Consider the following 22,892-nt stretch of genomic DNA (forward strand, 5'->3'; position numbering starts at 1 on the left):
CCGGCCGGCAACGGTCCCTTTGAGAATGCGCTGATGCTCCGTGTCCTGCTGCTCCTGTCCGCCTTGCTGATGCCCGTGGTGGGCTTTCTGTCGCAGCGCGGCGCCTTCGGGCCCGACAACAAGACCATCTCCGACGCCTACCCGACGCTGCTGATCGCGGAGGGCTATGCCTTCAGCATCTGGGGGGTCATCTTCCTGCTGGACATCGCACTGGCCGCCATGCAGTGGAAGCGTGGCACGGCCCTGCCGCCGCGCGTGCAGGGCGCGCTCGTGATCGCCTTCGGTGCCGCTTCGGCGTGGATGATTCTTTTCCCTCAGCTGCAGTTCTGGCTCGCGCTGGCCACGATCTGGGCTTCGCTGCTGGCGCTGCTCTACGCCGCCTTCCACATGGCCGACGAGAGCGCCGGCTCCGGCTCGCTCGCCACGCCGTTGGCCCACTGGGCCGTCGGCCTGCACGCGGGCTGGATCTCGCTGGCGGTGCTGCTCAACACGGCGCAGGTCATCGCGGCCTATCGCCTGGCGTCGATCGACCACCAGCTGCCGTGGTCCCTTGGCCTGTGGGCCGCGGCCGCTGCCATCCTGGCGTTCGCCATCCATCGTGTGCGCGGCCACTGGGCCTACACCGTGGCGGCCATCTGGGGGCTGACCGGTGTGGCCGTCAAGCAGTGGTCCAACCCGATGCCCGGCGCGCGCGAGTCGGCGGCCATCGCGATCGCGTTGGCGGCGGTCGCGATCGGCCAGACGCTGTGGGAGCGCTCGCGCCAGCCGACGCCGCATCAGACATCGACGTGAACTGATTCACCACCCCGCCGCCCCCCGGGGCCCGACGCGCCCCGTTCAGGGCAACGCTGCCAAGGCCGCCTGTCGAAGGGCCAAACGGCCAAGAGGCCAAGAGGCCCAAAGGCCCAAAGGCCAGAACGAGCGACCGAGGAACATCGAGCCGACTTTTTGCACGAGACTGGTGCAACTTGGGGAAGTCCTGCTGGTGCGGCGGCGCATTCCCTGCAAACCTGCGCACCAGGATGGCCCGCGTGTGCTGCGCGGGCCATCCTCAACGTGAACGGTGCATGGCCGAAGTTGCATCGCAGGGTGGTCGACTCAAGCCTGCATCTCTCGAACAACGTCTCGACAGCAAGGACAACGATGCTCTATCCCAAAGTTCGCAGAAAACTGGTGCTGGCTCTGCTTGGATGCGCGTTGACAACGAGCCTGAACGCTGCGGAGGTTGAGGTTCTGCATTGGTGGACATCCGGGGGCGAGGCCAAGTCCATTCAGGAACTGAAGCGACTGCTGGCCGCGCAGGGCCACAAATGGCGCGACTTCGCGGTCGGCGGCGGCGGCGGCGACCAGGCGTTGGAGGCGCTGCGCAAGCGGGTTGAAGAAGGGCGCCCACCGGCTGCAGCCCAGATCAAAGGCCCTTCCATACAGGCCTGGGGAAAACGAGGTGCCCTGGCCAATCTGGATGACGTTGCTTCAGAGCAGCGTTGGGATGTTCAGTTGCCCAGCGCCGTGGCTGAGCTGATGAAGTATCAGGGCCACTATGTGGCGGTGCCTGTCAACGTGCACCGGGTGAACTGGCTCTGGATCAGCCGAGACGCGCTGCAGAAGGTCAGCGGCCGCAGCCCTCAAAGCTGGGAAGAGTTCTTTTCCCTGGGCGATCGGCTGAGAAAGGCGGGAATCGTTCCACTCGCACATGGCAACCAGCCTTGGCAGAACTTCACGACCTTCGAGATCGTGGTGCTCGGTGTGGGTGGGCCGGACTTCTATCGCAAGGCGCTCATTCAACTCGACCCGACGGCCATCAAGAGCGACACGATGCTGAAGGCGATCTCCACGTTTCGTCGTCTCAAGGGCTATACCGACGCAGGCGCCAATGACCGCGACTGGAATCGCGCCACCTCCATGGTGATCAAAGGCGAAGCCGCGATGCAGTTCATGGGCGATTGGGCGAAGGGCGAGTTCCTGGCCGCCGGCCAGAAACCGCTCAAGGACTTTTACTGTGCCTCCGCACCCGGCACCAGCCGCGCGTTCATCTTCAACATCGACAGCTTTGCCATGTTTCGATTGCAGGATCCCAAGGCAGTCGAAGCGCAGAAGGCCATGGCGAGAGCCGTGATGAGCCCCGAGTTCCAAAGCATCTTCAATCTCAACAAGGGGTCGATCCCGGTCGCCACCGCGGTGAATCTGGACAACTTCGACCACTGCGCACAAGAGTCGAGCGCCTACTTCGTTGCCACGTCCATGATCCACGCGCTCGTGCCCTCGGTGGCGCACAAGATGGCCATTTCGAGCGCACAGCAAGCGGCCGTGCAGAACGCCGTCCACACCATTTGGAACAAGGACGAGGCCAGCAACGAAGACGGGGTTGGCCTGCTGCTCGCCGCCGCGAAGGTGCCGGCGGACTGACCGCGGCCGGCCGCGCGCACTGCTGCATCCGGCGGCATCCGTCGGCCATGCAGCGGGATGGCGGTGACCACCCCGGGGCCGCTGGGGCAACGGTGAACGCTGCCGCTCAGCCCTGCGGCACCGTGCGCGTGAAGCTGCCGGTGACCTCGGGCATCTCAGCGCCCATCAGGCCGTGCCAGACGGAGCCCATGCCCTTGCTGACGACGTCGTAGGCGTCGTCAACCTTGCCGTGGGGCGTGAGGTCCAGACGGTCGTTCACCTTGTAGTCGATCGTGATGGTGCCGTCCTTGGCCACGTGGGCGGTGCCGTCCAATTGGCAATGGCGCAGCAGCCAAGTCTGTTCGTTGCCCGCCACCTGCCACGTCTTTTTGACGTTGGGGTCAGACAGGTCGTAGAAATGCTTGGCCTGATCCCATTTGTCCGATTCGCCGCTTTCACCGCCCAACGTCAGTGGCACCTTCCCATCAGACTCCGCGTACAAGCCTTGGCCCTTGTACATGTCGGACAGCGAGATGTCGAAGTCCGTCTTGCCGTACCGCGGGTCGGCCTTTGCTGCCGCGGTGACATCGACGTTGATCTTCTTCTCAGCGTCGAGGAAACCCGGGTCTTTCTGAATGCCGTCGGTCGCGTCTTTGTCCAGCGTGACGTGCTCGGCTCCGAACAGCGCCTCGATCGAGGCCTTGGCCACGTTGTTGAACGGCAGCTTGTCGGTCCAATCGGCAACGGTCTTCTCTGCCTGGTCGTGGCCCGGGACGTGGTTCCAGGCGGCGACTGCGCCGTCACGCACTCCGTCGCGGGCGGCATACAACGGAGGCGAAACCTTGTCCCACGCCGCTTCGGCGATGGGGGCGCCCTTTTCCAATGCCGTTTCCAGCACGGGCGAAGCCTTGTCCCACGCAGCGTGGACCACGGGGGAGGCCTTGTCCCACGCCGCGCCCAGCACCGGCGAGGCCTTGTCCCAGGCTTTCTCTACGACGGGCGCGGCCTGCTTCGCTGCCGATGTCGCACCGTCCACAAAGCCATCGCGCACTTTCTCCAATTGGGGCACGACATCGCGCTGGAAGAAGTCGCCAGCGCTCGACGTCACGGAGTTGATCCAGGACATGTGATCTCCAGGTCAGGTTCAAGAGGCAGGCCGCCCATACAGCGCAGAGCGCCTGTGAATGGTAGGACGCGAGCCCCTTGAAACCCAACTACGAATCACCGTATCGATGCGCCCTTTGGCCAGGGCCAGCGAACGTCTTGACAACCCCGCCACAGGCGCTGCGCGGGTATCACCGGGCCGTTATCGCGCGGTCTCGGGTCCTGTCTCCGGCGGCGGGACGAGGCGCTGCAGCAAGTCCAGCGTCGGAAAGCCATCGGCAGCCAGGCCCACACTGCGCTGGTAGGCCCGCACTGCCTGGCGCGTGGCCGGCCCCACGGCACCGTCGGCCGTGCCGCTGGCAAAGCCGCGGTCGTTCAGCGCCGTCTGCAGGGCCATCACCTGGCTGCGCGTCAGCGCCACCAGGTCGCGCGGCCACGGCGCCTGCACGGCCAGGCCGTCGGCGATGCGCTGGCTCAGCAGGCTGACGGCCAAGGCATAGCTGTTGGAGTTGTTGTAGCGCATGATCACACGGAAATTGGGGCCCACGAGGAAGGCCGGGCCGCGGGCGCCGGCAGGCAGCAACACGGACCCATCGGCAAATGCCGGCAACGGCGAGCCATCCATCGTGCGCAGCCCTTCGGCAGACCACTGCTCGCTGGTCTGGCGCACCGCCGGATCGGCGCGCGCGTGGTCGAAGCCGGGAGGCAGTTGCACCTCGACACCCCACACCTGCCCCGCCTGCCAGCCTGAATGCGCGAGGAAGTTGGCGGTCGAGGCCAGCACATCGGCCATGCTGCCCCAGATGTCACGCCGGCCATCACCATCACCATCCACCGCATGGACGACGAAGGCCGATGGCATGAACTGCGTCTGCCCCATGGCGCCCGCCCACGAGCCGATCATGTGCTCGCGGTCGATGTCGCCGCTCTGCACGATCTTGAGTGCAGTGATCAGTTGGCTGCGCGCCCAGGCCTCGCGCCGGGCATCAAACGCGAGCGTGGCCAAGGCATCGATCGTCGGCGTGCTGCCGTAGTTGCCGCCGTAGTTGCTCTCGATGCCCCAGATGGCCACCAGAGTGGGCAGTGGCACGCCATAGCGCTCGGCAGCCGCCTGACCCACGGCCTGCACTTCTTTCAGCTTCTCCTGCCCTTGCGCCACCCGCTGTGCCGACACGGCGATGTCGAGGTAGTCCCACACCGCGCGGGTGAACTCGGGCTGCGCCCGGTCCAGCTCGACCACCCGCGGCAGGTAGCGTGCACCGTCCAGCGCGGTCCGCAACGTGGGCTCGCCGACCCCGGCAGCCACTGCGCTGGCACGAAAGCCCGCCAACCACTGTGCAAACCGCTGCTGCAAGGCGCGCTCTTCGGGGGACATGCCATCGGCCGCACCCGACGCTGCGGGTGATGGCGCAGAAGCGGCAGCCTCCTGCGACGCCGCCTGCCCCCCAGCGGGGGCCGAGGAAGGGCCTGCAGCGCAACCGGCCAGCAACAGCACCGCCGAGGCGCGCAGCGCCCGCCCAGCCTGGCGTCGAATGAAAGTTCGTCTATGCATGGGCCCGATTCTCGATCCATCCGTGTCGCGGTGCCTCGCCGGGCGACGCATCGCAGCGCCCTCGAGGAACTTTACAGGCCGAGCAAACGTCGAGCCCGGTCTGCCTCACCTCTCGGGCGATGACGTCTCGTTTCATATGTCACCCTGCTAACGCGTTATCGGAACGTATCATTGACCCTTCTGTTGTATCGATTATCCCAGCGATGTCACGTTCCACGTTTTCAGCCCACCGCCTCACCGCGTACACGCCTTGGGCCTTGGCCTTCGCGGCGGCCCTTGGCGCCGCGCCGAGTTGGGCGCTGTCACTCAACGACAGTGGCCTGACGCAGTGCCAGGATGCGAGCGGCGAATTCACGCAGGTGTGCCAAGGCAGCGGGCAAGATGCCGAGTTCGGCCGCGACACATCAGCCGTCGACAGCGATGGTGCTGCGGGCTTTCGCTTCACCAAGGTCTGCCATTCCGGCGAGCGTGCCGGCCACGGCAACTGCCCGAAAGACCCCGCACTGGGAGCCGACGTCAACCAATGGGGATGCACCCGCGACGAGGTGACCGGCATTCTTTGGGAAATCAAGACCGATGATGGTGGGTTGCGCGATTGGCACCACAGCTACACCCACAAGAAGGTCGAACCGGGCGGCGATGGCGGCCGCTTCGATGCCGACACCTTCGTCAAGGCGGTCAATGCCGAGGGCCTGTGCGGCCACCACGACTGGCAACTGCCCACACCCACGGCCCTGCAATCGCTCGTGCACTATGGCATCGGCCCGCGCGAAGGCGTGCCCACCATCGACGCCACCTACTTCCCCAACACCTACTACGGCGCCAACTGGTCTCGCACCTATGCGGCCGATGGTGACAGCCGCTCCTGGTTCGTTCATTTCGACACCAACTACGTCGGCCGCAGCGACAACACCATCTACAAGCGAATCCGCCTGGCCCGCGGAGACAACCACGATGCCAAGCCGGCCCGCTACGAGGTCTCGGCCGATGGGCAAGAGGTGAAAGACCTGCGCTCCGGCCTCATCTGGCGCCGGTGCGTCGAGGGCCAAGCGTGGGACGGCGAGCATTGCACCGGCACGCCGGCCACCTACACCTGGCGGCAAGCCCTTGCGCTGGGTGACGGGCAAGCCGCTGGCTGGCGCCTGCCCAATGCGAAAGAACTGGCCTGGCTCGCCGACCGCACCCGCGTGTCACCCGCGCTCGACACCGCCGTCTTCCCGGACGCGCCCAGCGGCAAGCACTGGACATCGACGGCGATTCTCTCCACGCCCACACATGCCTGGCATGTCGAGTTCGACATTGGCGAGGTCTACCGCACCACCCAAAAGGCGGCCCTGTACGCGCGGCTGGTGCGCTGAGGCGGGCAGCTGCGCCCGGCGCAGCCCACCCAAGAGCCCAACAGCTGAACCACCCCGAGGACGCGCTCTCATAGCGACAAAGGGCCTGCCGCGGCTGCAGGCTCCCTTTGTGTCTTTCAGGACGTGCCTGACTGGCTCTTCAGGCTGAGAGCACGAGGCCGTGCTTTCGGGCATAGCGCTTCACATCGGGTACGTTGCTGAAACGCCGCTCCAAGGACGACGAGTTCTGCCGTTCGCCCGCGCCTGGCAATACCGGGGCGAGAGCTGCATCCACCCCCAGAAAGCCGAGGATGGCATCGCGCCTTGCGTCGATCGTTTCGGTGGTCACCTCGAACAGAGCATGCCCCGCCACCTTGCGCTGAACGCCACGGTAGCGTGAATCGATGCGTTCGCAGTAGGCCTCGAAGGACCGGCGGTTGAACGCAATGCGAGTGTCCGGCTCGGGCAGTCCGGCCGCAGCACGCTTTTTCTTCGGCTTGCTGCCCCACTCCCCCGTGAGCTTTGCGAGTTGCAAAGACGACCACTGCGCCAGGCTGTTCTCCCGACGCAGCAAGATCACCTTCCAGTCCTGGTGGCTGGCAAGGTAGTCGATCACCCGAGGATCGTGGTGCAGCATCATCTTGAACCCGAACACCGGCTTGGCGTCTGCCCGCTGTGTCCACAGCGCCATCACCTCGTTGAGGTAGACCAACGGCTCGTTCGCCGCCAGGTCCAGCATTCGGCTCGAATGAATGCCCAGGCTGCGCATGGCGCCACCATTGAGGTTGAAGAGTTCCCCCAGGCACGCCACATGCGGATGGGCCTCCAGAGCGTCCACCAGGTGAGAGCTTCCTGAACGGGGGGTAGACAGGATCACGTAGCGTTGCGACGAAGGCTGGGACATCGAACACCTCTCCTGAACAGTGGGCGCGACGGCCTCATGCGTCAGCGCCGATGGTTGAAACATGAAGAGATGGTACGGAACTGATTCGTTAGCATCGATCCCTAACGAATCAACGGGATGGATGTCGCTGCCGGCGTGATTTTTCCGTCATAACGCCATCGGCAAGGTAACGACGACAACCCCCAGCGCCCCTGCGGGTAGGAAACTGGCCCTACCATGTGCCTGTTTCCACCTTTCAGCGGGCCGCCATGCACATCGCGATCCTCACGTTCGAGGGCTACAACGAACTCGACTCCCTGGTGGCGCTGGGCATCTTGCATCGCATCAAGCGGCCGGGCTGGCGGGTCAGCCTCTGTTGCCCGTCAGACGAGGTGACGTCGATGAACGGGGTGACGTTGAAGGCGCAGACTCGGCTGGAAGACCTGCCAAGCGCCGACGCCGTCATCGTGGGCAGCGGCGTCCGCACCCGCGAGGTGGTGGCCGATGCGGCGACGATGCAGTGGCTGGCGAAGGGGCTGGACCCGCAACGTCAGACGATCGGGGCGCAATGCTCAGGCACCCTCATCCTCGCCAAGCTGGGCTTGCTGGGCGCGGTGCCCGCCTGCACCGACCTGACCACCAAGCCCTGGGTGCAAGAGGCGGGGGTCGAGGTGCTGAATCAACCCTTCTATGCCCGCGGTTCGGTGGCCACGGCCGGCGGCTGCCTTGCCTCGCCGTACCTGGCAGCCTGGGTCATCGCCCGCTCCGAGGGCCTCGAGGCCGCCCAGGCCGCGCTGCACTACGTGGCACCGGTGGGTGAGAAAGAGTCCTACGTCGATCGGGCGACCGCCCTCATCCGGCCTTACCTGGCGGGCTGAAGCCCGAGCGGTAGCGCCGTCAAAAGCACTCGTCCAGGCAGAGGTGAAAGCGCATCTTGCGTTCGTCGGGCTCGTCGATGCCATAGGTGGCCATGAAGCGCTGCTGCACCTCGGGGCCGAATTCGTCGAGGCAGTTCCACAGGATGGCCAGGTCTTGGTAGCGATCGGCCACGCCCAGGCGCGACAGGTCGATCAGCCCGGTCACCCGCAGTTGGTCATCGAGCAGGATGTTGTCGAGCGAGTAGTCGCCATGGCACACGACTGGGTCAACCACCAAAGGCAGCAAGCCCGTCATCTCGTGCCACACCTGCTGGGCCGACCAACCCTGTCGCGCATCGTCGAAAGCACTCTCGTCGATGAGGCCGGCGTCCAAGCGGCGGCGGGCCTCGGCCAGGCGCCGCTCATGCCCGGCCAGGAATGGGCAGCTGGACACTGGCAGCGCATGCAGACGCCGAAGCGCATCCGCCAAGGCCGTGGCGATCTGCGCGCCCTGCGAAGGCCGGTCGGTGAGCCATTCGTGCGCCGTCCGGCCCGGCACCGCCGAGGTCAGCAACCACGCCTCGCCCGCCGAGTGCTCGGCGTGCAGCACAGCCGGCGCGGGGCCATCGTTCTCGGCCAGCCAGCGCAGGCGCTGCGCCTCGTCCGCCACAGAAACGGCGGCTTCACCCCGGCCATGCTTCAGGTAGAGGTCTCGGTGGCCTTCGGCGTGAATTCGGTACACCGAAGCCCCGGCCTGCCCCACCAGGTTGCGTGCCCAGCGCCGGCCGGCCAGCCGCGCGGCCAACGCGGCGCCCATCGCGGGCGGCACCGCCGGTTCTTCTCGGTCTTCTACGGTGCGGTCGTCGTCAGGGTGGCTCATGGTTGGTCCTCGAATGATGCGTGGGGCATGGGCAGCGCGGCGGCGGGCTGTATGGCTGCTTCGACGCCGTCGCATATCGGTGCGACGGGCCCGAATGCAAGCCTGAATGCAAGCATGGTGGCAAGCCTGCCACCTCACGACGTTCACATCCCAGGGCGCCAAGCACTTACGATCAATCCGATGCGGCCGATCGGCAGGCCGCCGGCCACGACAGGAGACAGCACGTGGGTTTTGAGTTCATCGGCATCGACGAGGCCCTTCAACGGCCGGGCCTGCGCATGGTCGTCGTGGGCGGCATCCCCAGCCCTTGGGGCGAAGCGGCGAAGGGAATCTTCCACATCAAAGGTCTGGACTGGGCTGCCGTCCGGCTCGACTACACCAGCGACGTGCTCAAGCAATGGACCGGCGGCCGACGCGACGGCCCCGTGGCCATCTACAACGACGAGGCCCCGCGCCACGCCTGGGACCAGATCCTCCTGCTGGCCGAGCGCTTGGCGCCACAGCCCGCCCTGCTTCCGGCTGAAGCCGCCGAACGCGCCTTGGTGATGGGATGGGCCCACGAAATCTGCGGCGAAGGTGGGCTGGGCTGGATGCGCCGTTTGCAGCTCGTTCACTCGGGACTGCAAAACGGTGGCGCTCTGGGCGGCTTTGCGCCCCAGGCCGCGGCCTACCTCGGCCGCAAGTACGGCTACCGGGCGAGTGAAGCGCCGCACTACGGCGAGCGAGTGGTCGCGCTGCTTCACGGCCTGGCCGAGCAGCTCAAACGCCAGCGCGCAGCCGGGCGCCCGGGCCTGATCGGCGAATCGATCACCGCGGTGGATGTCTACCTGGCCACCTTCATGGGCCTCTTTCGGCCTTTGCCGCCGGAGCATGGCGCGATGGACGAGGCCACACGCCAAGCTTTCAGCACACTGGACGAGGCCACCGCAGCCGCCTTGGCGCCAGAGTTGCTGGCCCACCGCGACGCGATGTACCGGCAGTGGCTGGGCCTGCCCTTGCGCTTGTAGTGCGTGATGGTGGGCTCCCAGTGGGCTGTAGCGCTTAAATCGGAAGCGGCTGCCGGCGCGATACGGCACGCATGCGGACGTGGCCGCGGCGATGGACGCGGGCGCTGCGCCTGGGCGGCCTCTCTCGCCGTTGCAGCACGACAGGCGGTGCACCGCGACGCCAGCTCGCTGATGCGGGGATCACAGCCCAGTTGGCGCGCTCAACTCCTCGCCTTGTCGCTTCCCCGCATGGGGCTCTTCGGCTCTCGCAGCCGGCCCGATGCCGACCGCGCCGAACTGCCCGCATGCGGTGTTGCTGTCGACGTGGTGAACGATGCCGGGCATTCGCTGGCCACAGAAAACCCCAGCGGTCACGCCCAGGCCCTGGCGCGCGCGCTGGCCTGACGGCGTTGCGCCGCTCAGCGGCGACACAACTCGCCCAAGCGTTCAACCAAAGCATCAAACACCAGCCGCGTTCGCGCTGGAACGGGCGCACGGCGTGAACGGTAGACGTAGAGCGTCCACGGGTCGGCCTGCTCTTTCTGCAAGACCCGCACGAGACGGCCGTCATCCAGGCCGGCGCGGGCCATGAAGTCGGGCACCTGGCCGAAACCCACCCCTGCCTGGACGGCCGAGAACTCGGCGTCGGCATCATCGGTGGTGAACACGGGCTTGGGTGGCGACACCTGCCTGCCCTGTCTGAAAAGCCACGGCCACGGACGGCCCGAGTTGTGGTCGATCAGCGCCGTGGTGGGCAGGGTCTGCAAAGCGTCCAGCGCGGCGGGCCGGCCCACCCGCGCGACCAGATCGGCCGCCCCCACCACCTCCAGCCGCACCGGGCCGACCGGCCGAGCCACAAAACGGCTGTCGCGCATCTGGCCGATGCGCACGCCAACGTCGATGTGCTGATCCACAACGTCCGCCAAGGCATCGGACAGACGCAGATCGAGCTGCAGCCCCGGATGGGCCGGCAGGCAGGCCGTGGCGGCGTCGAGGACATGCCGACGGCCGAGCGACACCGGTGCCGCCACCCGGACCGTGCCGGCCAGTTCCGACGCACGCTGGCGGCCCTCGCGATGGAACAGTTGGTCGACGCCCTGAACGGCATCGCGTGCGCGCTCTAGCAGCTCACGCCCGAAGTCTGACAGTTGCACCCCGCGGGTGTTGCGGTGGAACAGCGGTTCACCGAGTTCGTCTTCCAGCTCCTTGACGACGCGGGTGATGACTTGTGGCGAAACAGCCAACCGCTGCGCCGCCTCTCTGAAATTGCGGCTGTCGGCCGCCACGGTGAAGACCCGAAGCGCTTCGAGGCGATTGCTCATGGCGATTGAATTCCTCTAGACGGAATTCTGAAGGCGAGATTCATCAATTTTCCCAGAACACAAGAACACCCACACTGACACCTGTTCTCACCCAATCACCCTTTCCTGAAAGCACCACCACCATGAGCGAACTGAACGCCATCCAGAACAAGGTCGTCATCATCACCGGCGCCAGCAGTGGCCTGGGCGAAGCCACGGCACGCCACCTGGCGGCACGCGGTGCGCGGCTGGTACTGGCCGCTCGCCGCACCGAGCGGCTGCAGGCGCTGGTGGCCGACATCGAACGCGCTGGCGGCCAAGCCATTGCCGTCGCCACCGACGTGACCGATGCAGCCCAGGTACAGGCGCTGGCGCAGCAGGCGCTGGCCCGCTTCGGCCGGATCGACGTGCTGATCAACAACGCCGGCATCATGCCGCTGGCTCCGCTGGCCAAGTTGAAGGTCGACGAGTGGAGCCGAATGATCGACGTGAACATCAAGGGCGTGCTGCATGGCGTGGCTGCAGTCCTGCCCACGATGACAGAGCAGAAGAGCGGCCACATCATCAACATGGCCTCGGTGGCTGGCCTGAAGGTGTTCACGCCGATCGGCAGCGTCTACAGCGCCACCAAGTTCGCGGTGCGCGCACTCTCCGAAGGGCTGCGGGCGGAAGCGCCTCAAGGCGTTCGCACGACGATCGTGTCACCCGGCGCGGTGGAATCCGAGCTGCAGCTGGGCAGCACCGACCCCGACGCCGCCGCGGGTGTCAAGGCCTTCTACCAGGCGAATCAGATTCCCGCCGATTCAGTGGCCCGGGCGATCGCCTACGCCATCGAACAGCCCGCCGAAGTGGACGTGAACGAGATCGTGCTGCGCCCGACCGTCCAGGACTTCTGATCGCCGCACAGCGCGCCTATCGGGGATGGCAGGCGCAATCGTGCGCTGAAGGTGCGTTCATGAACGCCTGCAGGATGGCGCAGGTGCGGTCGCCATCGGTGCCTTGGCACTGGTGCCGCAGCGCCACGAGTTGCCCCTCCAGCGCCTTGAGTGCCGCTCGCTGGCGGCGCACCCGGTCGATGTGCTCGTCCAGCAGCGCATCCACCTCGTGGCAAGAAGGGCCGGGCGTCTCAGCGTACTCGAGCAGTTGCCGGATGTCCGCCAGCGGGATGTCAAGCGTCCGGCAGTGACGGATGAAGTGAAGCCTCGTCAGGTGGCGCTGCGCGTAGCGCCGATAGCCTGACGACTCCCGGTCGGGGGCTTCCATCAGGCCCTCTCGTTCGTAAAAGCGAACGGTCTGCACATCGCATCCGGCCTGGGCGGCCAACTCGCCGATCTTCATTGCATGCCCTTGGTCCAGTGAAACGGAGAGAGACTGAGAAAAAGAGCGTTCGTGAGCACCTTCCATCGGGTGCTTGACCCTGTACCAACTATAGGGTCTCCAATGGCGGCATCAACATCGCCACGTTACCTGCCATGTCCGCCTCTTGCTGCGCCCACACCCCCAATGTCACCTTCACAGACCCCCGCTTTCGCCGCGCCTTGTGGGCGGCCATGATCGTCAATGCATCGATGTTCGTCGGCGAGGTGGTGGCCAGTGCCCACTCGGGCTCGGTGTCGCTGCTGGCCGACGCGGTGGACTTTTTCGGGGACGCTGCCAACTACGCGCTGTCCCTGGCGGTGTTGGCGATGTCGGCCCACATTCGTTCGCTTGCCGCCGTCGTGAAGGCTGGTTGCATGGGGGCGTTCGGGGCATTCGTGCTTGCCCGCACGGCGTGGGCCATGCAATCGGGTACGCCGCCAGAGTCCATCACGATGGGCTCGGTGGCGGTGGCGGCACTGGCCGCGAATGCGGGCGTCGCCTGGATGCTGTATCGCTTCCGCAGTGGTGACGCGAACATGCGATCGGTGTGGATCTGCTCGCGCAATGACGCAATCGGCAACGTGGCGGTGGGCCTGGCCGCGCTGGGTGTTTTCGGAACAGGCACGGCATGGCCAGACTGGATCGTGGCCAGCCTGATGGCTACGCTGGCGATTTCAGGTGCTTGGACGGTCTGGCGGCAGGCGCACGCCGAACTGAGGCCAGCCCGCGCGCACTGACCGCCGGGAAGGAGCCAACCCTCGGCGGCCCAGACGGTCATGGGTTCACCGGCGCACCCGTGTCGTCCCAAATGTTGCCGGTCCACAAGTTGCCGCCACCTGAGCTCCAGGCCGCCACCGGGCCGAACCGGCCACACTGGCCGTAGAACAGCCGGGCGAAGCGGTTGTTGCGCACGGTGATCTGGCTCGTGGGCGGGCCCCCTGCGTTCTGGCCACCGTAGAGGCAATAGCCGCCACCGGCCATCAGGTTGTCTTCGATCAGCCGGTCTTTCTGAACGCCAAAGTCCTCGAAGAGGCTGATCGCGTCTGTCTGGTCGAACGGGTTGAACACGGTGTTGTGCCGGATCGTCAAGAACCCAGACGTGCCGTTGCTGGTGGTGCCGTTGAGGTGATCGCCGGGTATGTAGCCCAAGTCGTGGATGTAGTTGTCCGCGATCAGGCCCGCATCCATCTGCACGCCGGTCGAGACCATCGAGATGTTGTTGCGCAGCACCCGCAAGTTCACCGAATCGGCATAGATGTCCTTGATGGCCACCAGCATCCGGCCCGAGCCTATGTCGACTCCGCCAATCTCGCAGTGCTTGATCGTCACCTTCTTGGCGTGCCTCACGCCCACGCCCCAGCCTTCCCCGGCGAACCGGATGCGGCTGTTGCGGATGACGACATGGTCGGCGGTCACATCGATGCTCAACTGGGTATCGATGCCGTTGACGTCGGCTCCATCGGTATCGACCGTGATCCAGCCGCGGCTGTCGTAGTGCCAGCCGGGGCCCGAGGTGATGTCTTGCGGCACGCGCTTCAGCTTCGTGCCCACGGGCACACCGGTGTTCGTCGCATCGGGATAGCCGCAGGCTGAAGGGCGGGCTGCGCAGTTCAACGCCAAGGGAACAGCCACCGAAGGATCGACCAGGGCGGCGGCCTCGCCGGTGGTGCGGGCACGCGCGCCGTCGTCGCGGATCGGCTGGGCCCAGGCGCACAGGGCCACCCACCCGCTCATCCACCAGGCCGCGGCCCACATCACACGCTTCCACCACGGCAAGGCCATCTCATTCTCCTCGGGGTAACGACATCGACAACCGGCCCGAAAAAGGCGGCCCGCTCGCGATCGCAACGGAGGAGAAATCTATCGGCGACATGCCCCTGCTGCAAATACGAGTCGCCGTAAGACGGGTTGGGAGGGTGAGGAGGGTCCCGCACGCCGAGCCCGCTGACGCCTCAACAGCGCGGCGTCAGCCCATCGGCCAGCGACAGACGGTAGGCTCGCCAACCGGGGATCAGGCTGGCCACCCAGGCTGCACCGAGGATGGCCGCCAGCATCGCCCACTGGGTGGACGTTGGTGCTGCCATGCTGAGGCCCAGGCCATAGTGCGTCTGCAGCCAGGCGCGACCGCCCACGATGGCTGCCGCCGTGAGGGCCACGCCCAGGCCCACACCGAGAGCTGCCACACCCATGCCTTCGGCCGCGAGAATCAGCCAGATGTGGCGAGGTGCCGCGCCGAGCGCGCGCAACACGGCCAACTCGCGTCGCCGCTCGTTCAACCCGGCCAGCACCACCGCCACCAAGCCCATCAGGCTGACCACGGCCACCAAGGCAGAGACGCCGAGCAAGGCCCGCTCTCCTGCACCCACCACCTGCCACAGCTCATCCAACGCCACCCCTGGCAACACGGCCATCAACGGCTCTTCACTCATCTCGGCCACGGCTCGCTGCACGGCGAAGACCGCGACGCGGTTCTTCAGCCCCACCAGCGCGGCCGTCACCTCATGAGGATGAAGATCGGCAGCGCGCAGCTCTTGGGGCTTCGCGCCGGGTATGGGCACGCCCGCCATCCAGTCCATGTGGATGGCCTGCATGGCTTGCAGGCTGATGTGCACCGTGCGATCGACCGGAGTGCCCGTTCGACGAAGGATGCCCACCACGGTAAAAGGCTGGTCGCCGTGCTCCGCGCCGGGGATCACGCCATCGCCATGGCTCAAGACCACGGATTGCCCGAGCCGGTAGCCCAGCACTTCGGCCACATCGGCACCGAGTACGCAGCCGAATGGCTCGGCCTGCGCAGCGTCGCCATGGCCATGGCCGCCGCCAAACGGCCGCCCTTGCGACAGCACCAGCGGCTGTCGATCGCCATAGTGAAACCGGTCGAAGTACTCGGGCGTGGTGGCCAGCACCGGGTAGCCGCGGTGCGAATCGCCCAGCGATACCGGCACCACCCAGGCGACCGCGCGGTGTTGTGCGATCGCCTTCAGGCTGTCCATGCGAATGTTGTGGGTCGCGCCGCCCACACGAAAGACGGTGTACAGCAACAACTGGATCGGGCCGGTGCGCGCGCCGACGATCAGATCGGTGCCGCTGACCGACTGCGAGAAGCTCTGCCGCACATCGCCGCGCAACCGCTCGACCCCCAGCAGCAGCAGCGTCGACAAGGCCACGGACAGCACCACCAGCGACAGCGTGCCCCGGCGAGCCCAGGCACTTCGGGCGGCTAGAAACAACATCGCCTTCATGACACGGCGCCTTCGGTCGCCGGGCCTTCGACCAGGGCGCGATTGACGTGGGGCAGCGACAGGCGCCGATCGAACAAACCAGCCAGGCGCTCGTCATGGCTGACGAACACCAGCGCGCGGCCGGCCGCGCGGCATTCGCCGAGCAGCAGATCCATGAAGTCGATGCGCAGCGCCGCATCGAGCGCCGAGGTCGGCTCGTCGGCGATCACCAGGTCAGGCTGGCCGATCAATGCGCGTGCCGCCGCCACCCGCTGTTGCTGGCCCACCGAAAGTTGGGACGCCGCGCGCTGCCAGTGCCCGCGGGGCAGACCGATGTCGCGCAGCAGGCGATGCGCAGCCTCGTGCACCGAGCCACTGCGCTGCACGGCACGCTCGCGGCGCAGCGACGACAGGCGGCACGGCAACAGCACGTTGTCCAGCACACTCAGGTAAGGCAGCAGATTGAACTGCTGAAAGATGTAGCCCACATGGTCGGCACGCACGCCATCGCGCCGGGCGCCTAACCACGCTGACCAGGGCGTGCCAAGCAGACTCACGGTGCCCTCGCGTGCCAGGAGCACACCCGCGAGCAGGCCCAACAGCGTGCTCTTTCCGCACCCACTCGGGCCATGCAGAAACAGCGTGCTGCCCGCATCGAGCGACAACGCGTCGATGGCCAGGCAGTCGTGCCCCGCGCCCGGCCACGCATAGCGCAGCCCACGCAGCTCGATGACCGGGGCGCTCATCGCGACAGCTCGATCCGCCGGCTGGGGCGGCGCAAATCGTGTTGGAACTGGGCGCGCGGGGTGGCCACCTGCACCTGCAGTTGCTGCAGGGGCTGGAAGTCGAACAGATCGACATCGACGTAGGCCGGCAGGATGGCGGCAGCGCAAACGAAGTCGTAATCGGCATCGATGTCGGCGTGGCCGTCTGCGCCGTCGGCGTCGCGAACGGACGGTGCGCCCAGCTTCAACGCGGACGAGCTGATCTCCGCCTGCGCCAGCCGGCACTGTGCCGCCGGATCGACCCGAAAAACCGCCCCGCTGCGCAGGCGAGCGACGACGGCATCGGCCAGCGCGCGCTCGGCGTCGGTGCGCGGTGGCCTTTCAAATCCGAGCACACTGGCCAAGGGCGATTCAAGATGCAGGATCAGTCGGCCAGGCTCGGCCGCCACGTCCAGCCGCGCCAGGCCATGCAAATGGGCGTGAGCAGAGGGGTGGGCCGGGGACCGGCCGGCCGCTAACGCTGGGGGCGCGAGGGTGGTGGCCATCCAGGCGAGCAGCAAGCCGGCCAGAAAACGCGCCCATGGTCGCCGGCCGGGTGGTGGGCTGATCAGCGCGGCGGTCATCGCGCGGGCCCCTGGTACGGTGCGATCTGCGCCGCCTCCATCTGGTAGCCGCTGACGCCCATGACCGAATCGCCACGTTGCGCCTTCAAGGTGCCACTGACCCAGACGGCGTCCATCATCTTCAACCCCTTGGCGGGCTTCGGAACGATGACGTGGACGATCTGGTTGGCCGGTGGAGGCGGCGTGTGGATGCACGCGCCGAAGTACGGCACCAGCAGGAACTCTTTCATGCCCGCAGGGGTGTCGTCGAGCGGCACCACATAACCTGGCAACCGGACGGCCGCACCGTCCATCGCCTGGTTGAGGGGCGCGTTGTCCAGCGCCTGGCGCAGCTCGCGCATCATCTGCACCACCCTTGGGTCACTGTCGCTCAAGACGCCGAGGTTGTTGATCCGCAGGTCCTTCGCCGGGTCCCAGCCCGGGGGCATCAGCTCATCCCATTTGGCCTCGCGGTAGCTGGCCGGCTTGGCCCCGGCGTCGGCTGGGGCGACCCCCGCCGCCCAGGGGCTCGATGGGCCAACCAACCCGAGGCACGCCGCCAAGGTGACGCTGCCCCTCACCCAGCCAGAGAACGCGATTCTGTTCATCGCTCGATTCCTTGAGTTCGACGCCGCGAGGGGCGGGCCTTTCCCCGGCCCGCCCCTTGGCCCCGTTGCAGCGGCGTGCCGTTCGAGGTGGCACACACGGCCCGCTGCGCGGTCAGAACGACACCCGCAACCCGGCCATCAGCGCGCGCCCAGGCAGCGGTGACAGCGGCCGCACGGTGGCGATCGTCGAGGCGTTGTAGGCCAGCTCGTTGGTGAGGTTGTTCACCTTTGCAAAGAGCAGGCCGTCACGCTCGCCCAGCCGAATGCGGTAGCTGGCCGCGAGGTTGACGATCGTCCAGCTGGGCGTGGCGGTGTCGTCATCGGGCACGCGCGTCTGCTTCTCAGCGTGCTGCACTTCGGCGCGCGCCGACCAATCGCCCATCTGCCAGTTCAGGCCCACCGTCATGCGCACCGGCGCCAGGCGCGGCAGCGGCTCACCCGTGGCACGGTCGGTGCCGCGCACCCAATCGGCATGGCCATCGAGATCCAGCTTGGAAGCGGCGTCGAGCAGACGCACCTGGCCCTCCAGCTCCAGGCCATACAACTGCGCCGGCACGCCGCGGAAGGCATACACCGGGAAGCTCTCGTCGCCATCCACCACATCCGGCTCACCCGTGGCCTGCAGAACGATGTAGTTGCTGAAGCGGCTGTAGAAGGCGCTGATCTTGGCGCGGTCTTCACCGCGCTTCCATTGCAAGCCCAGGTCCAGGTGGCGGCCCCGCTCCTTGGCCAGATCGACGTCGCCGCGCTCGAAGGTGCCCGTGGCCGCGTGCACGCCGTTGGCATAGAGCTCGTAGCTCACCGGGGCGCGCTCGGTGAAGCTGCCGTTGGCCGACAGCTGCCACTGCGGGCTCCATTGATGCACCAGGCCCAGCGATGCATTCAGCGGCGAGAAGCTGCGTTCACGCGCCGGGCCGAACTTGGGCTCGACGGCGTCCGCCGGGTCGCCATCCGAGTCCACCTGGGCGTTTTCATACCGCAGTCCTGCGCTCAGGCGGGTCGATCGGGAAACGGCCCACTGCTCCACCGCGAACAGCGCCAGTTGCCGGCTCTGGGTTGTGGGGACGAAGCCCTCTTCGCCGAGCGCCTCGAACTTCGAGCTCTCGCCTTGCAGGCCCCAGACACCCTCCAGCTCGCCGCCGCCGAACGCTTGTTTGGCATGGATGGCCTCCAGGCGGAAGTCGGTGCCCTTGTTCTTGAAGGTGGTGCCGATTTCGCCGGTGGCCTCGACCTCCTGGTGCTGGTAGTCGGTGTAGCCCAGCTGGCCGCGCACGGTGGTGATGAAGGTGCCGAGGTCGCGCACCTCGCCGGCCAGCGCGAACTTGTCGCGTTTCATGTGGATGACGATGCCCTCCTCGGCCACCGCGCCGTAGTTGTTGCGGTAGGTGTCGACCGACGCTCCCAGGTGGCCGTGCTGCCAGACCGCCGAGCCGCCCACGGCACCGCCCTTGGCCTCGCCGGCGGAATCGCTCACGCGATCGCGGCGTTCGGTGGTGCCGTCGTCCAGCGGACGATCGAACTCCGGCACGCGCAGGTCATCGGTCTTGCGCCAGAACGCATCGGCGTGCAGCGCAAAACCGTCGCCACCGGTTTCCACCAGGCCGCTCACGCCCCGCTCGTTGGCAGCCCCGCCCAGCCTGCCCTCGACGGCGCCCTTGACGCCCTGGATCGCGTCGCTCGGGATGCGGTTGTCGATCGCGTTGACCACACCGCCCACCGCACTGCCGCCATAGAGCAAGGCGGCCGGGCCACGCAGCACCTCGATGCGTTCGACCACCAGCGGATCGATGGGCACGGCGTGGTCGAAGCTGAGGCTGGATGCGTCGAGCGACGCGCCGGCATTGCTGAGCACCCGGATGCGATCCCCATCTTGTCCGCGGATGACCGGCCTGTTGGCATTGGGGCCGAAGTAGGTGGCCGAGACGCCGGGCAAGCCATCGAGCGTCTCGCCCAGCGAGCCGCCGCGGCGCAGCGTGAGCTTGTCACCGCTGAGCGTGGAGGCAGGGGCGGTGAGGTCTTCGTTGCCCAGCGGGTTGCCGGTGACGACCACCGTCTGGCTGGCCGCGCCGGCCGTCATGCTGGCCGACTGGGCCCACATCGTGTTGGAGACCAAGGCACAGGCCGCAGCGACGGCAACCGCGCGAGGACGCACGGTGAGGAATTCGTTGTTCATGAGAAAGGAAAAGCGCACAGGCGCACCGGACCGGCGATCTCACCGATCCAGCGCAGTTCAAGGAATGCCGCTCACGCGGCGGCCATGCCCGTGCGGGCACGCGTCAGCAGGCGCATGCTCTCGGCACGGGAACAGCAAGGGCCATCGCCTGCGGCCATCCAAGCCCGCAGCGAGGTCAGACGAGGTCAGGCCTGCAGGGGAGGCGCACGTGCGCGGTAGGCATCAACCGGGGGCGCGGTTCGGCCGCCCGATGGCGCCAGGCTCGGCTCGGGGAACGACTCGCGTTCCAGCGCCTGCACGACCACCATCGCCGGCGGGGCCGGTTGTGCCAACTGTTGGAACAGCTGGCACAGCGCCGCGCCTTCAATGTGATCCGAAGCGGCTTCGACGACCGAGCGGAGCACGCCAGGCGACGACGACGACGCCGACACTGCGCCGGGCCCGTCGCTGAGCCGCCCATTGGCGTGACCGAGGTCGTGCAGCAAGGCCAGCCATTGCGTGCTGAGCAGCGCCGACAGCACCAGGGCCACCAGCCATGGTCTGTGGGTGGAGGGCGCCAGGGCGGCACCGAATCGTCGACTGCTCACGCCGCCATCATACGGCCCGAGTTTGAACCGATCGTTGCAAAGGGGCAGCGCAGACGCGCATGCGAGGCCCTGAGTCGCGCGCCCGACGCGACGCACCAGGGTCCGTCACCTGCCCCGGCGCCGACCCGCACCGTATGATCGCGCCGTGCGTGCCCAACCCGCCACCCTCACCTTGCGAAGCCGGTCCCTGCGTTGGCTGCTGAGCCTGACGCTGTGGGCCATGCTCGCCTCGCAAGGGCTGGCGTTGCTGCACGAAGTGGCACACGGCGAGGCAGAGGGCCTGGCGCCTCGCGCCGGGGGTCACGGTACGGCGGTGGCCGCTGCCGCCGACAACACCTGGGGCCGCCATGTGCTGGAGGCCAGTGCATCACACGACCCCGGCTCCGCACTGTGCCGGTTGATGCATCAACTGGCGCATGCCACGGCATCGACGGCATCGCCGGTGGCAGTTTTCGTTCCCCCGGGGACACCCACACCATCAGCCCCGCTCACCGAGGGACACGCCCTCGCCGAGCTGGCGGCCTATCAAGCCCGCGCCCCACCACTGAAGGCCTGACGACCGCGGGCGCAGCCCTGCTCGCCCTGCGCTGTGGGCCGCGTGCCGCTGAGGCGACGCGCGGACTGCGTGCCGCCCCTGCGGGCGGCCTGTCGATCGGGCATGGCGCCCTTCTCGCGCCATCGCCCTGGGTGACGACCACGATGCCATGACGGCCCGTTGCACTCGGCTCGGGGCCGCGTGCGCATCGCGAACGTCACCCGTCCTGCCCAAAGGCCCGTGATGGGTGCCCTGATGACAAAAATTGATGCATTGATCGCCCGACGGCGCGCCGAAGCGCCGGGGTGCCGCCCCCTGCCCACCCGCCCCACCCCGATGGAGGCGGCGCCATGAAGACCGATGACAGGCACCTCGCCGCGTTGCGTGCGCATTGGCGCCGGCACAAGGTGTTTCCGCCCATGGCCAAGCTGGCCCAGGTGCTGGGCCTGGCATCGGCCAGTGGTGTGCTCAAGGTGCTGCGACGGCTGACCAAAGCCGGCTATCTGGAGCAGATCGATGGACGTGTCGCGCCCACGCCGAGCTTCTTCGCGCGACCGGTGCTGTCGCACGACTCGGTCGACCGCTCGATGCAGGCCTATCGCGCCGGCACAGGCCCGACGCTGAACCTGGAAGACTATCTGCTCGAACACGCCGACCGCGCCTGCTACTGCGTGGTGCAAGGCGACGACATGCGCGACGCCGGCCTGCTGGATGGCGATGTGGTCGTCCTCGAAGCCACACGGCGGCCCAGGCCGGGGGACATCGTGGTGGCGATGGTCGATGGCCGCACCTCGGTGCGCTACCTGGCCCACGACGACATGGACGATCCACCAGCCCCCATGCCAGCGGGCGACACGATCGAGTTGCAGCGCCCGCCCCCTTTCGAGGTGCTGGGCGTGGTGGTCGGCTCGTTCAGGCGCTACCCGCACTGACAGGGCACCGCACGGGATGCCGGCGGGGCCTCGCGTGGGCCGCCACCGCTGGTTTCCCCTGCCCCCCATCGTTAGGGGGCCGTGTCCGGTTTCGTGATCCCGATGCCGTCCTTTCAAGCAGGGAGTGACGGCAGTCGCGATCGTGGACGAATCCCCGCCCAGATCGGCCCGTGTCACTCCCATGGGGACATCGCGCCACACCGGCGCTGACACAAGGGACACGACCATGAAAGCTGATCTTCGCCTCTTCGCCCTGAAGCGCATCCTGGGTTGCCTGGCCTTCGCCGGCGCCACGGTCGGGGTGGCGCACGCCACGCCGCAGCACTTCCCGGCTGTCGACCAAGTGGCCGCGCCGGGCACGCTCTACTCCATCACCTTCTACGACGACACCTCGAACACGCACAACCAATGGGCCACTCAGAACATTTGCTTTGTGCAGGGGCCCGTCCAGGGCAGCAACACGACGGGGCTTTGGTATTCGACCACCTACAACCGCTGGATCGGCCTGTGGCGGCAAGAGGGCGATCAGATCTTCATGATCGGCGACTTCTGGAAGGGCCAGGGCAAGGATGCGATGCAGGTGGAATTGGTGACCACCAAGGACGAGGGCTTCGGTCACTGGAATGAGTGGGTCGAAGACGGCGCCTATGGCAACTGGATCGCCAAGGGCAACACCCGCATCGCCAAGCTCGGCACCTGCTTGCCGCAAGGCCTGGCCGAAAAAGCCCTGGCCGACTGGGAAGAAACCAAGCAGGCCGCGATGAAGGAAGCTGAAGCCGCCCCGGTGCGCTACCGCAAGGACGGCACACTGGCACAGCCGACCGACCGCGACCAGCAACCCGTGAACTGAGGCTGATGCACCATC

24 protein-coding genes are annotated in these 22,892 nt (G+C 67.1%); 11 read left to right on the forward strand and 13 right to left on the reverse strand.

The genetic code is table 11. The features are described 5' to 3' along the window. Positions 1 to 33 precede the first annotated feature (33 nt). The gene (locus AACH06_RS10790) at positions 34 to 792 is read left to right on the forward strand and encodes a hypothetical protein (protein WP_341425681.1); all 759 of its coding nucleotides are present in this window, start codon (positions 34 to 36) and stop codon (positions 790 to 792) included. Between the two features lie 351 nt (positions 793 to 1,143). Continuing rightward, positions 1,144 to 2,406 carry an ABC transporter substrate-binding protein gene (locus AACH06_RS10795; RefSeq protein ID WP_423222012.1) on the forward strand — a complete coding sequence of 421 codons (1,263 nt, stop codon included), beginning with the start codon at positions 1,144 to 1,146 and terminating at the stop codon, positions 2,404 to 2,406. A 106-nt stretch (positions 2,407 to 2,512) separates the two neighbouring features. Here the strand turns inward: AACH06_RS10795 and AACH06_RS10800 are convergent, their stop codons facing one another. Both AACH06_RS10800 and AACH06_RS10805 read right to left on the reverse strand, forming a co-directional pair. Further along, the gene (locus AACH06_RS10800; protein ID WP_341425683.1) at positions 2,513 to 3,511 is read right to left on the reverse strand and encodes a hypothetical protein; all 999 of its coding nucleotides are present in this window, start codon (positions 3,509 to 3,511) and stop codon (positions 2,513 to 2,515) included. 180 nt (positions 3,512 to 3,691) lie between these two features. Further along, complete coding sequence (locus tag AACH06_RS10805; protein ID WP_341425684.1) at positions 3,692 to 5,041, reverse strand: lytic murein transglycosylase; 1,350 nt, start codon at positions 5,039 to 5,041, stop codon at positions 3,692 to 3,694. 203 nt (positions 5,042 to 5,244) lie between these two features. Here AACH06_RS10805 and AACH06_RS10810 point away from each other — a divergent pair, with 203 nt between their 5' ends. Beyond that, positions 5,245 to 6,399, forward strand: coding sequence for an Lcl C-terminal domain-containing protein (locus AACH06_RS10810; RefSeq protein WP_341425685.1), 1,155 nt, complete (start codon positions 5,245 to 5,247; stop codon positions 6,397 to 6,399). A 139-nt stretch (positions 6,400 to 6,538) separates the two neighbouring features. Here the strand turns inward: AACH06_RS10810 and AACH06_RS10815 are convergent, their stop codons facing one another. Then, positions 6,539 to 7,282, reverse strand: coding sequence for a hypothetical protein (locus AACH06_RS10815; protein WP_341425686.1), 744 nt, complete (start codon positions 7,280 to 7,282; stop codon positions 6,539 to 6,541). Positions 7,283 to 7,530: 248 nt separating this feature from the next. Here AACH06_RS10815 and AACH06_RS10820 point away from each other — a divergent pair, with 248 nt between their 5' ends. Next, positions 7,531 to 8,139 (forward strand): DJ-1/PfpI family protein, encoded by a 609-nt coding sequence (locus AACH06_RS10820; RefSeq protein WP_341425687.1) that lies wholly within the window; start codon positions 7,531 to 7,533, stop codon positions 8,137 to 8,139. 19 nt (positions 8,140 to 8,158) lie between these two features. Here the strand turns inward: AACH06_RS10820 and AACH06_RS10825 are convergent, their stop codons facing one another. Further along, a complete protein-coding gene (locus AACH06_RS10825; protein ID WP_341425688.1) occupies positions 8,159 to 8,998 on the reverse strand; it encodes an APH(3') family aminoglycoside O-phosphotransferase in 840 nt (279 codons plus the stop codon). Positions 8,999 to 9,222: 224 nt separating this feature from the next. Between AACH06_RS10825 and AACH06_RS10830 the strand changes: the two genes are divergently transcribed. Both AACH06_RS10830 and AACH06_RS10835 read left to right on the forward strand, forming a co-directional pair. Next, positions 9,223 to 10,005 (forward strand): glutathione S-transferase family protein, encoded by a 783-nt coding sequence (locus AACH06_RS10830; protein ID WP_341425689.1) that lies wholly within the window; start codon positions 9,223 to 9,225, stop codon positions 10,003 to 10,005. 213 nt (positions 10,006 to 10,218) lie between these two features. Beyond that, a complete protein-coding gene (locus AACH06_RS10835; RefSeq protein ID WP_341425690.1) occupies positions 10,219 to 10,389 on the forward strand; it encodes a hypothetical protein in 171 nt (56 codons plus the stop codon). A 14-nt stretch (positions 10,390 to 10,403) separates the two neighbouring features. Here the strand turns inward: AACH06_RS10835 and AACH06_RS10840 are convergent, their stop codons facing one another. After that, positions 10,404 to 11,306, reverse strand: a complete 903-nt coding sequence (locus AACH06_RS10840) for a LysR family transcriptional regulator (RefSeq protein WP_341425691.1) — start codon at positions 11,304 to 11,306, stop codon at positions 10,404 to 10,406. Positions 11,307 to 11,428: 122 nt separating this feature from the next. Between AACH06_RS10840 and AACH06_RS10845 the strand changes: the two genes are divergently transcribed. Continuing rightward, entirely contained in the window at positions 11,429 to 12,181 is a 753-nt protein-coding gene (locus tag AACH06_RS10845; RefSeq protein ID WP_423222013.1) for an SDR family oxidoreductase, read from the forward strand. A 16-nt stretch (positions 12,182 to 12,197) separates the two neighbouring features. Here AACH06_RS10845 and AACH06_RS10850 read toward each other — a convergent pair whose 3' ends face one another. Further along, positions 12,198 to 12,623, reverse strand: a complete 426-nt coding sequence (locus AACH06_RS10850) for a Cd(II)/Pb(II)-responsive transcriptional regulator (RefSeq protein ID WP_341425692.1) — start codon at positions 12,621 to 12,623, stop codon at positions 12,198 to 12,200. Between the two features lie 134 nt (positions 12,624 to 12,757). Here AACH06_RS10850 and AACH06_RS10855 point away from each other — a divergent pair, with 134 nt between their 5' ends. Then, a complete protein-coding gene (locus AACH06_RS10855) occupies positions 12,758 to 13,381 on the forward strand; it encodes a cation efflux transmembrane domain-containing protein (RefSeq protein WP_341425693.1) in 624 nt (207 codons plus the stop codon). Positions 13,382 to 13,418: 37 nt separating this feature from the next. Here AACH06_RS10855 and AACH06_RS10860 read toward each other — a convergent pair whose 3' ends face one another. The 7 genes from AACH06_RS10860 to AACH06_RS10890 form a co-directional block, all read right to left on the reverse strand. Further along, positions 13,419 to 14,426, reverse strand: a complete 1,008-nt coding sequence (locus AACH06_RS10860; RefSeq protein ID WP_341425694.1) for a right-handed parallel beta-helix repeat-containing protein — start codon at positions 14,424 to 14,426, stop codon at positions 13,419 to 13,421. 170 nt (positions 14,427 to 14,596) lie between these two features. Continuing rightward, entirely contained in the window at positions 14,597 to 15,886 is a 1,290-nt protein-coding gene (locus AACH06_RS10865) for an ABC transporter permease (protein ID WP_341425695.1), read from the reverse strand. Continuing rightward, a complete protein-coding gene (locus AACH06_RS10870) occupies positions 15,883 to 16,611 on the reverse strand; it encodes an ATP-binding cassette domain-containing protein (protein WP_341425696.1) in 729 nt (242 codons plus the stop codon). Before AACH06_RS10870 ends, AACH06_RS10865 begins: the two co-directional genes overlap by 4 nt. Continuing rightward, the gene (locus AACH06_RS10875) at positions 16,608 to 17,213 is read right to left on the reverse strand and encodes a ZrgA family zinc uptake protein (protein WP_341425697.1); all 606 of its coding nucleotides are present in this window, start codon (positions 17,211 to 17,213) and stop codon (positions 16,608 to 16,610) included. Before AACH06_RS10875 ends, AACH06_RS10870 begins: the two co-directional genes overlap by 4 nt. Then, the gene (locus AACH06_RS10880) at positions 17,210 to 17,800 is read right to left on the reverse strand and encodes a DUF3299 domain-containing protein (protein WP_341425698.1); all 591 of its coding nucleotides are present in this window, start codon (positions 17,798 to 17,800) and stop codon (positions 17,210 to 17,212) included. The genes AACH06_RS10875 and AACH06_RS10880 overlap by 4 nt, the downstream gene beginning before the upstream one ends. Positions 17,801 to 17,912: 112 nt before the next feature. Further along, positions 17,913 to 19,973 (reverse strand): TonB-dependent receptor, encoded by a 2,061-nt coding sequence (locus AACH06_RS10885; RefSeq protein ID WP_341425699.1) that lies wholly within the window; start codon positions 19,971 to 19,973, stop codon positions 17,913 to 17,915. A gap of 185 nt (positions 19,974 to 20,158) precedes the next feature. Further along, positions 20,159 to 20,560, reverse strand: coding sequence for a hypothetical protein (locus AACH06_RS10890; RefSeq protein WP_341425700.1), 402 nt, complete (start codon positions 20,558 to 20,560; stop codon positions 20,159 to 20,161). Between the two features lie 145 nt (positions 20,561 to 20,705). On the opposite strand from AACH06_RS10890, the gene AACH06_RS10895 reads away from it, so the two are divergent. The 3 genes from AACH06_RS10895 (at position 20,706) to AACH06_RS10905 (ending at position 22,877) form a co-directional block, all read left to right on the forward strand. Continuing rightward, positions 20,706 to 21,116, forward strand: coding sequence for a hypothetical protein (locus AACH06_RS10895; RefSeq protein ID WP_341425701.1), 411 nt, complete (start codon positions 20,706 to 20,708; stop codon positions 21,114 to 21,116). A gap of 329 nt (positions 21,117 to 21,445) precedes the next feature. Continuing rightward, positions 21,446 to 22,027, forward strand: a complete 582-nt coding sequence (locus tag AACH06_RS10900; RefSeq protein WP_341425702.1) for a LexA family protein — start codon at positions 21,446 to 21,448, stop codon at positions 22,025 to 22,027. A 226-nt stretch (positions 22,028 to 22,253) separates the two neighbouring features. Then, a complete protein-coding gene (locus tag AACH06_RS10905; protein ID WP_341425703.1) occupies positions 22,254 to 22,877 on the forward strand; it encodes a hypothetical protein in 624 nt (207 codons plus the stop codon). The last annotated feature ends 15 nt before the right edge of the window (positions 22,878 to 22,892 follow it).

It is taken from the genome of Ideonella lacteola, from assembly GCF_038066555.1.
GTDB lineage: Bacteria > Pseudomonadota > Gammaproteobacteria > Burkholderiales > Burkholderiaceae_C > Ideonella > Ideonella lacteola.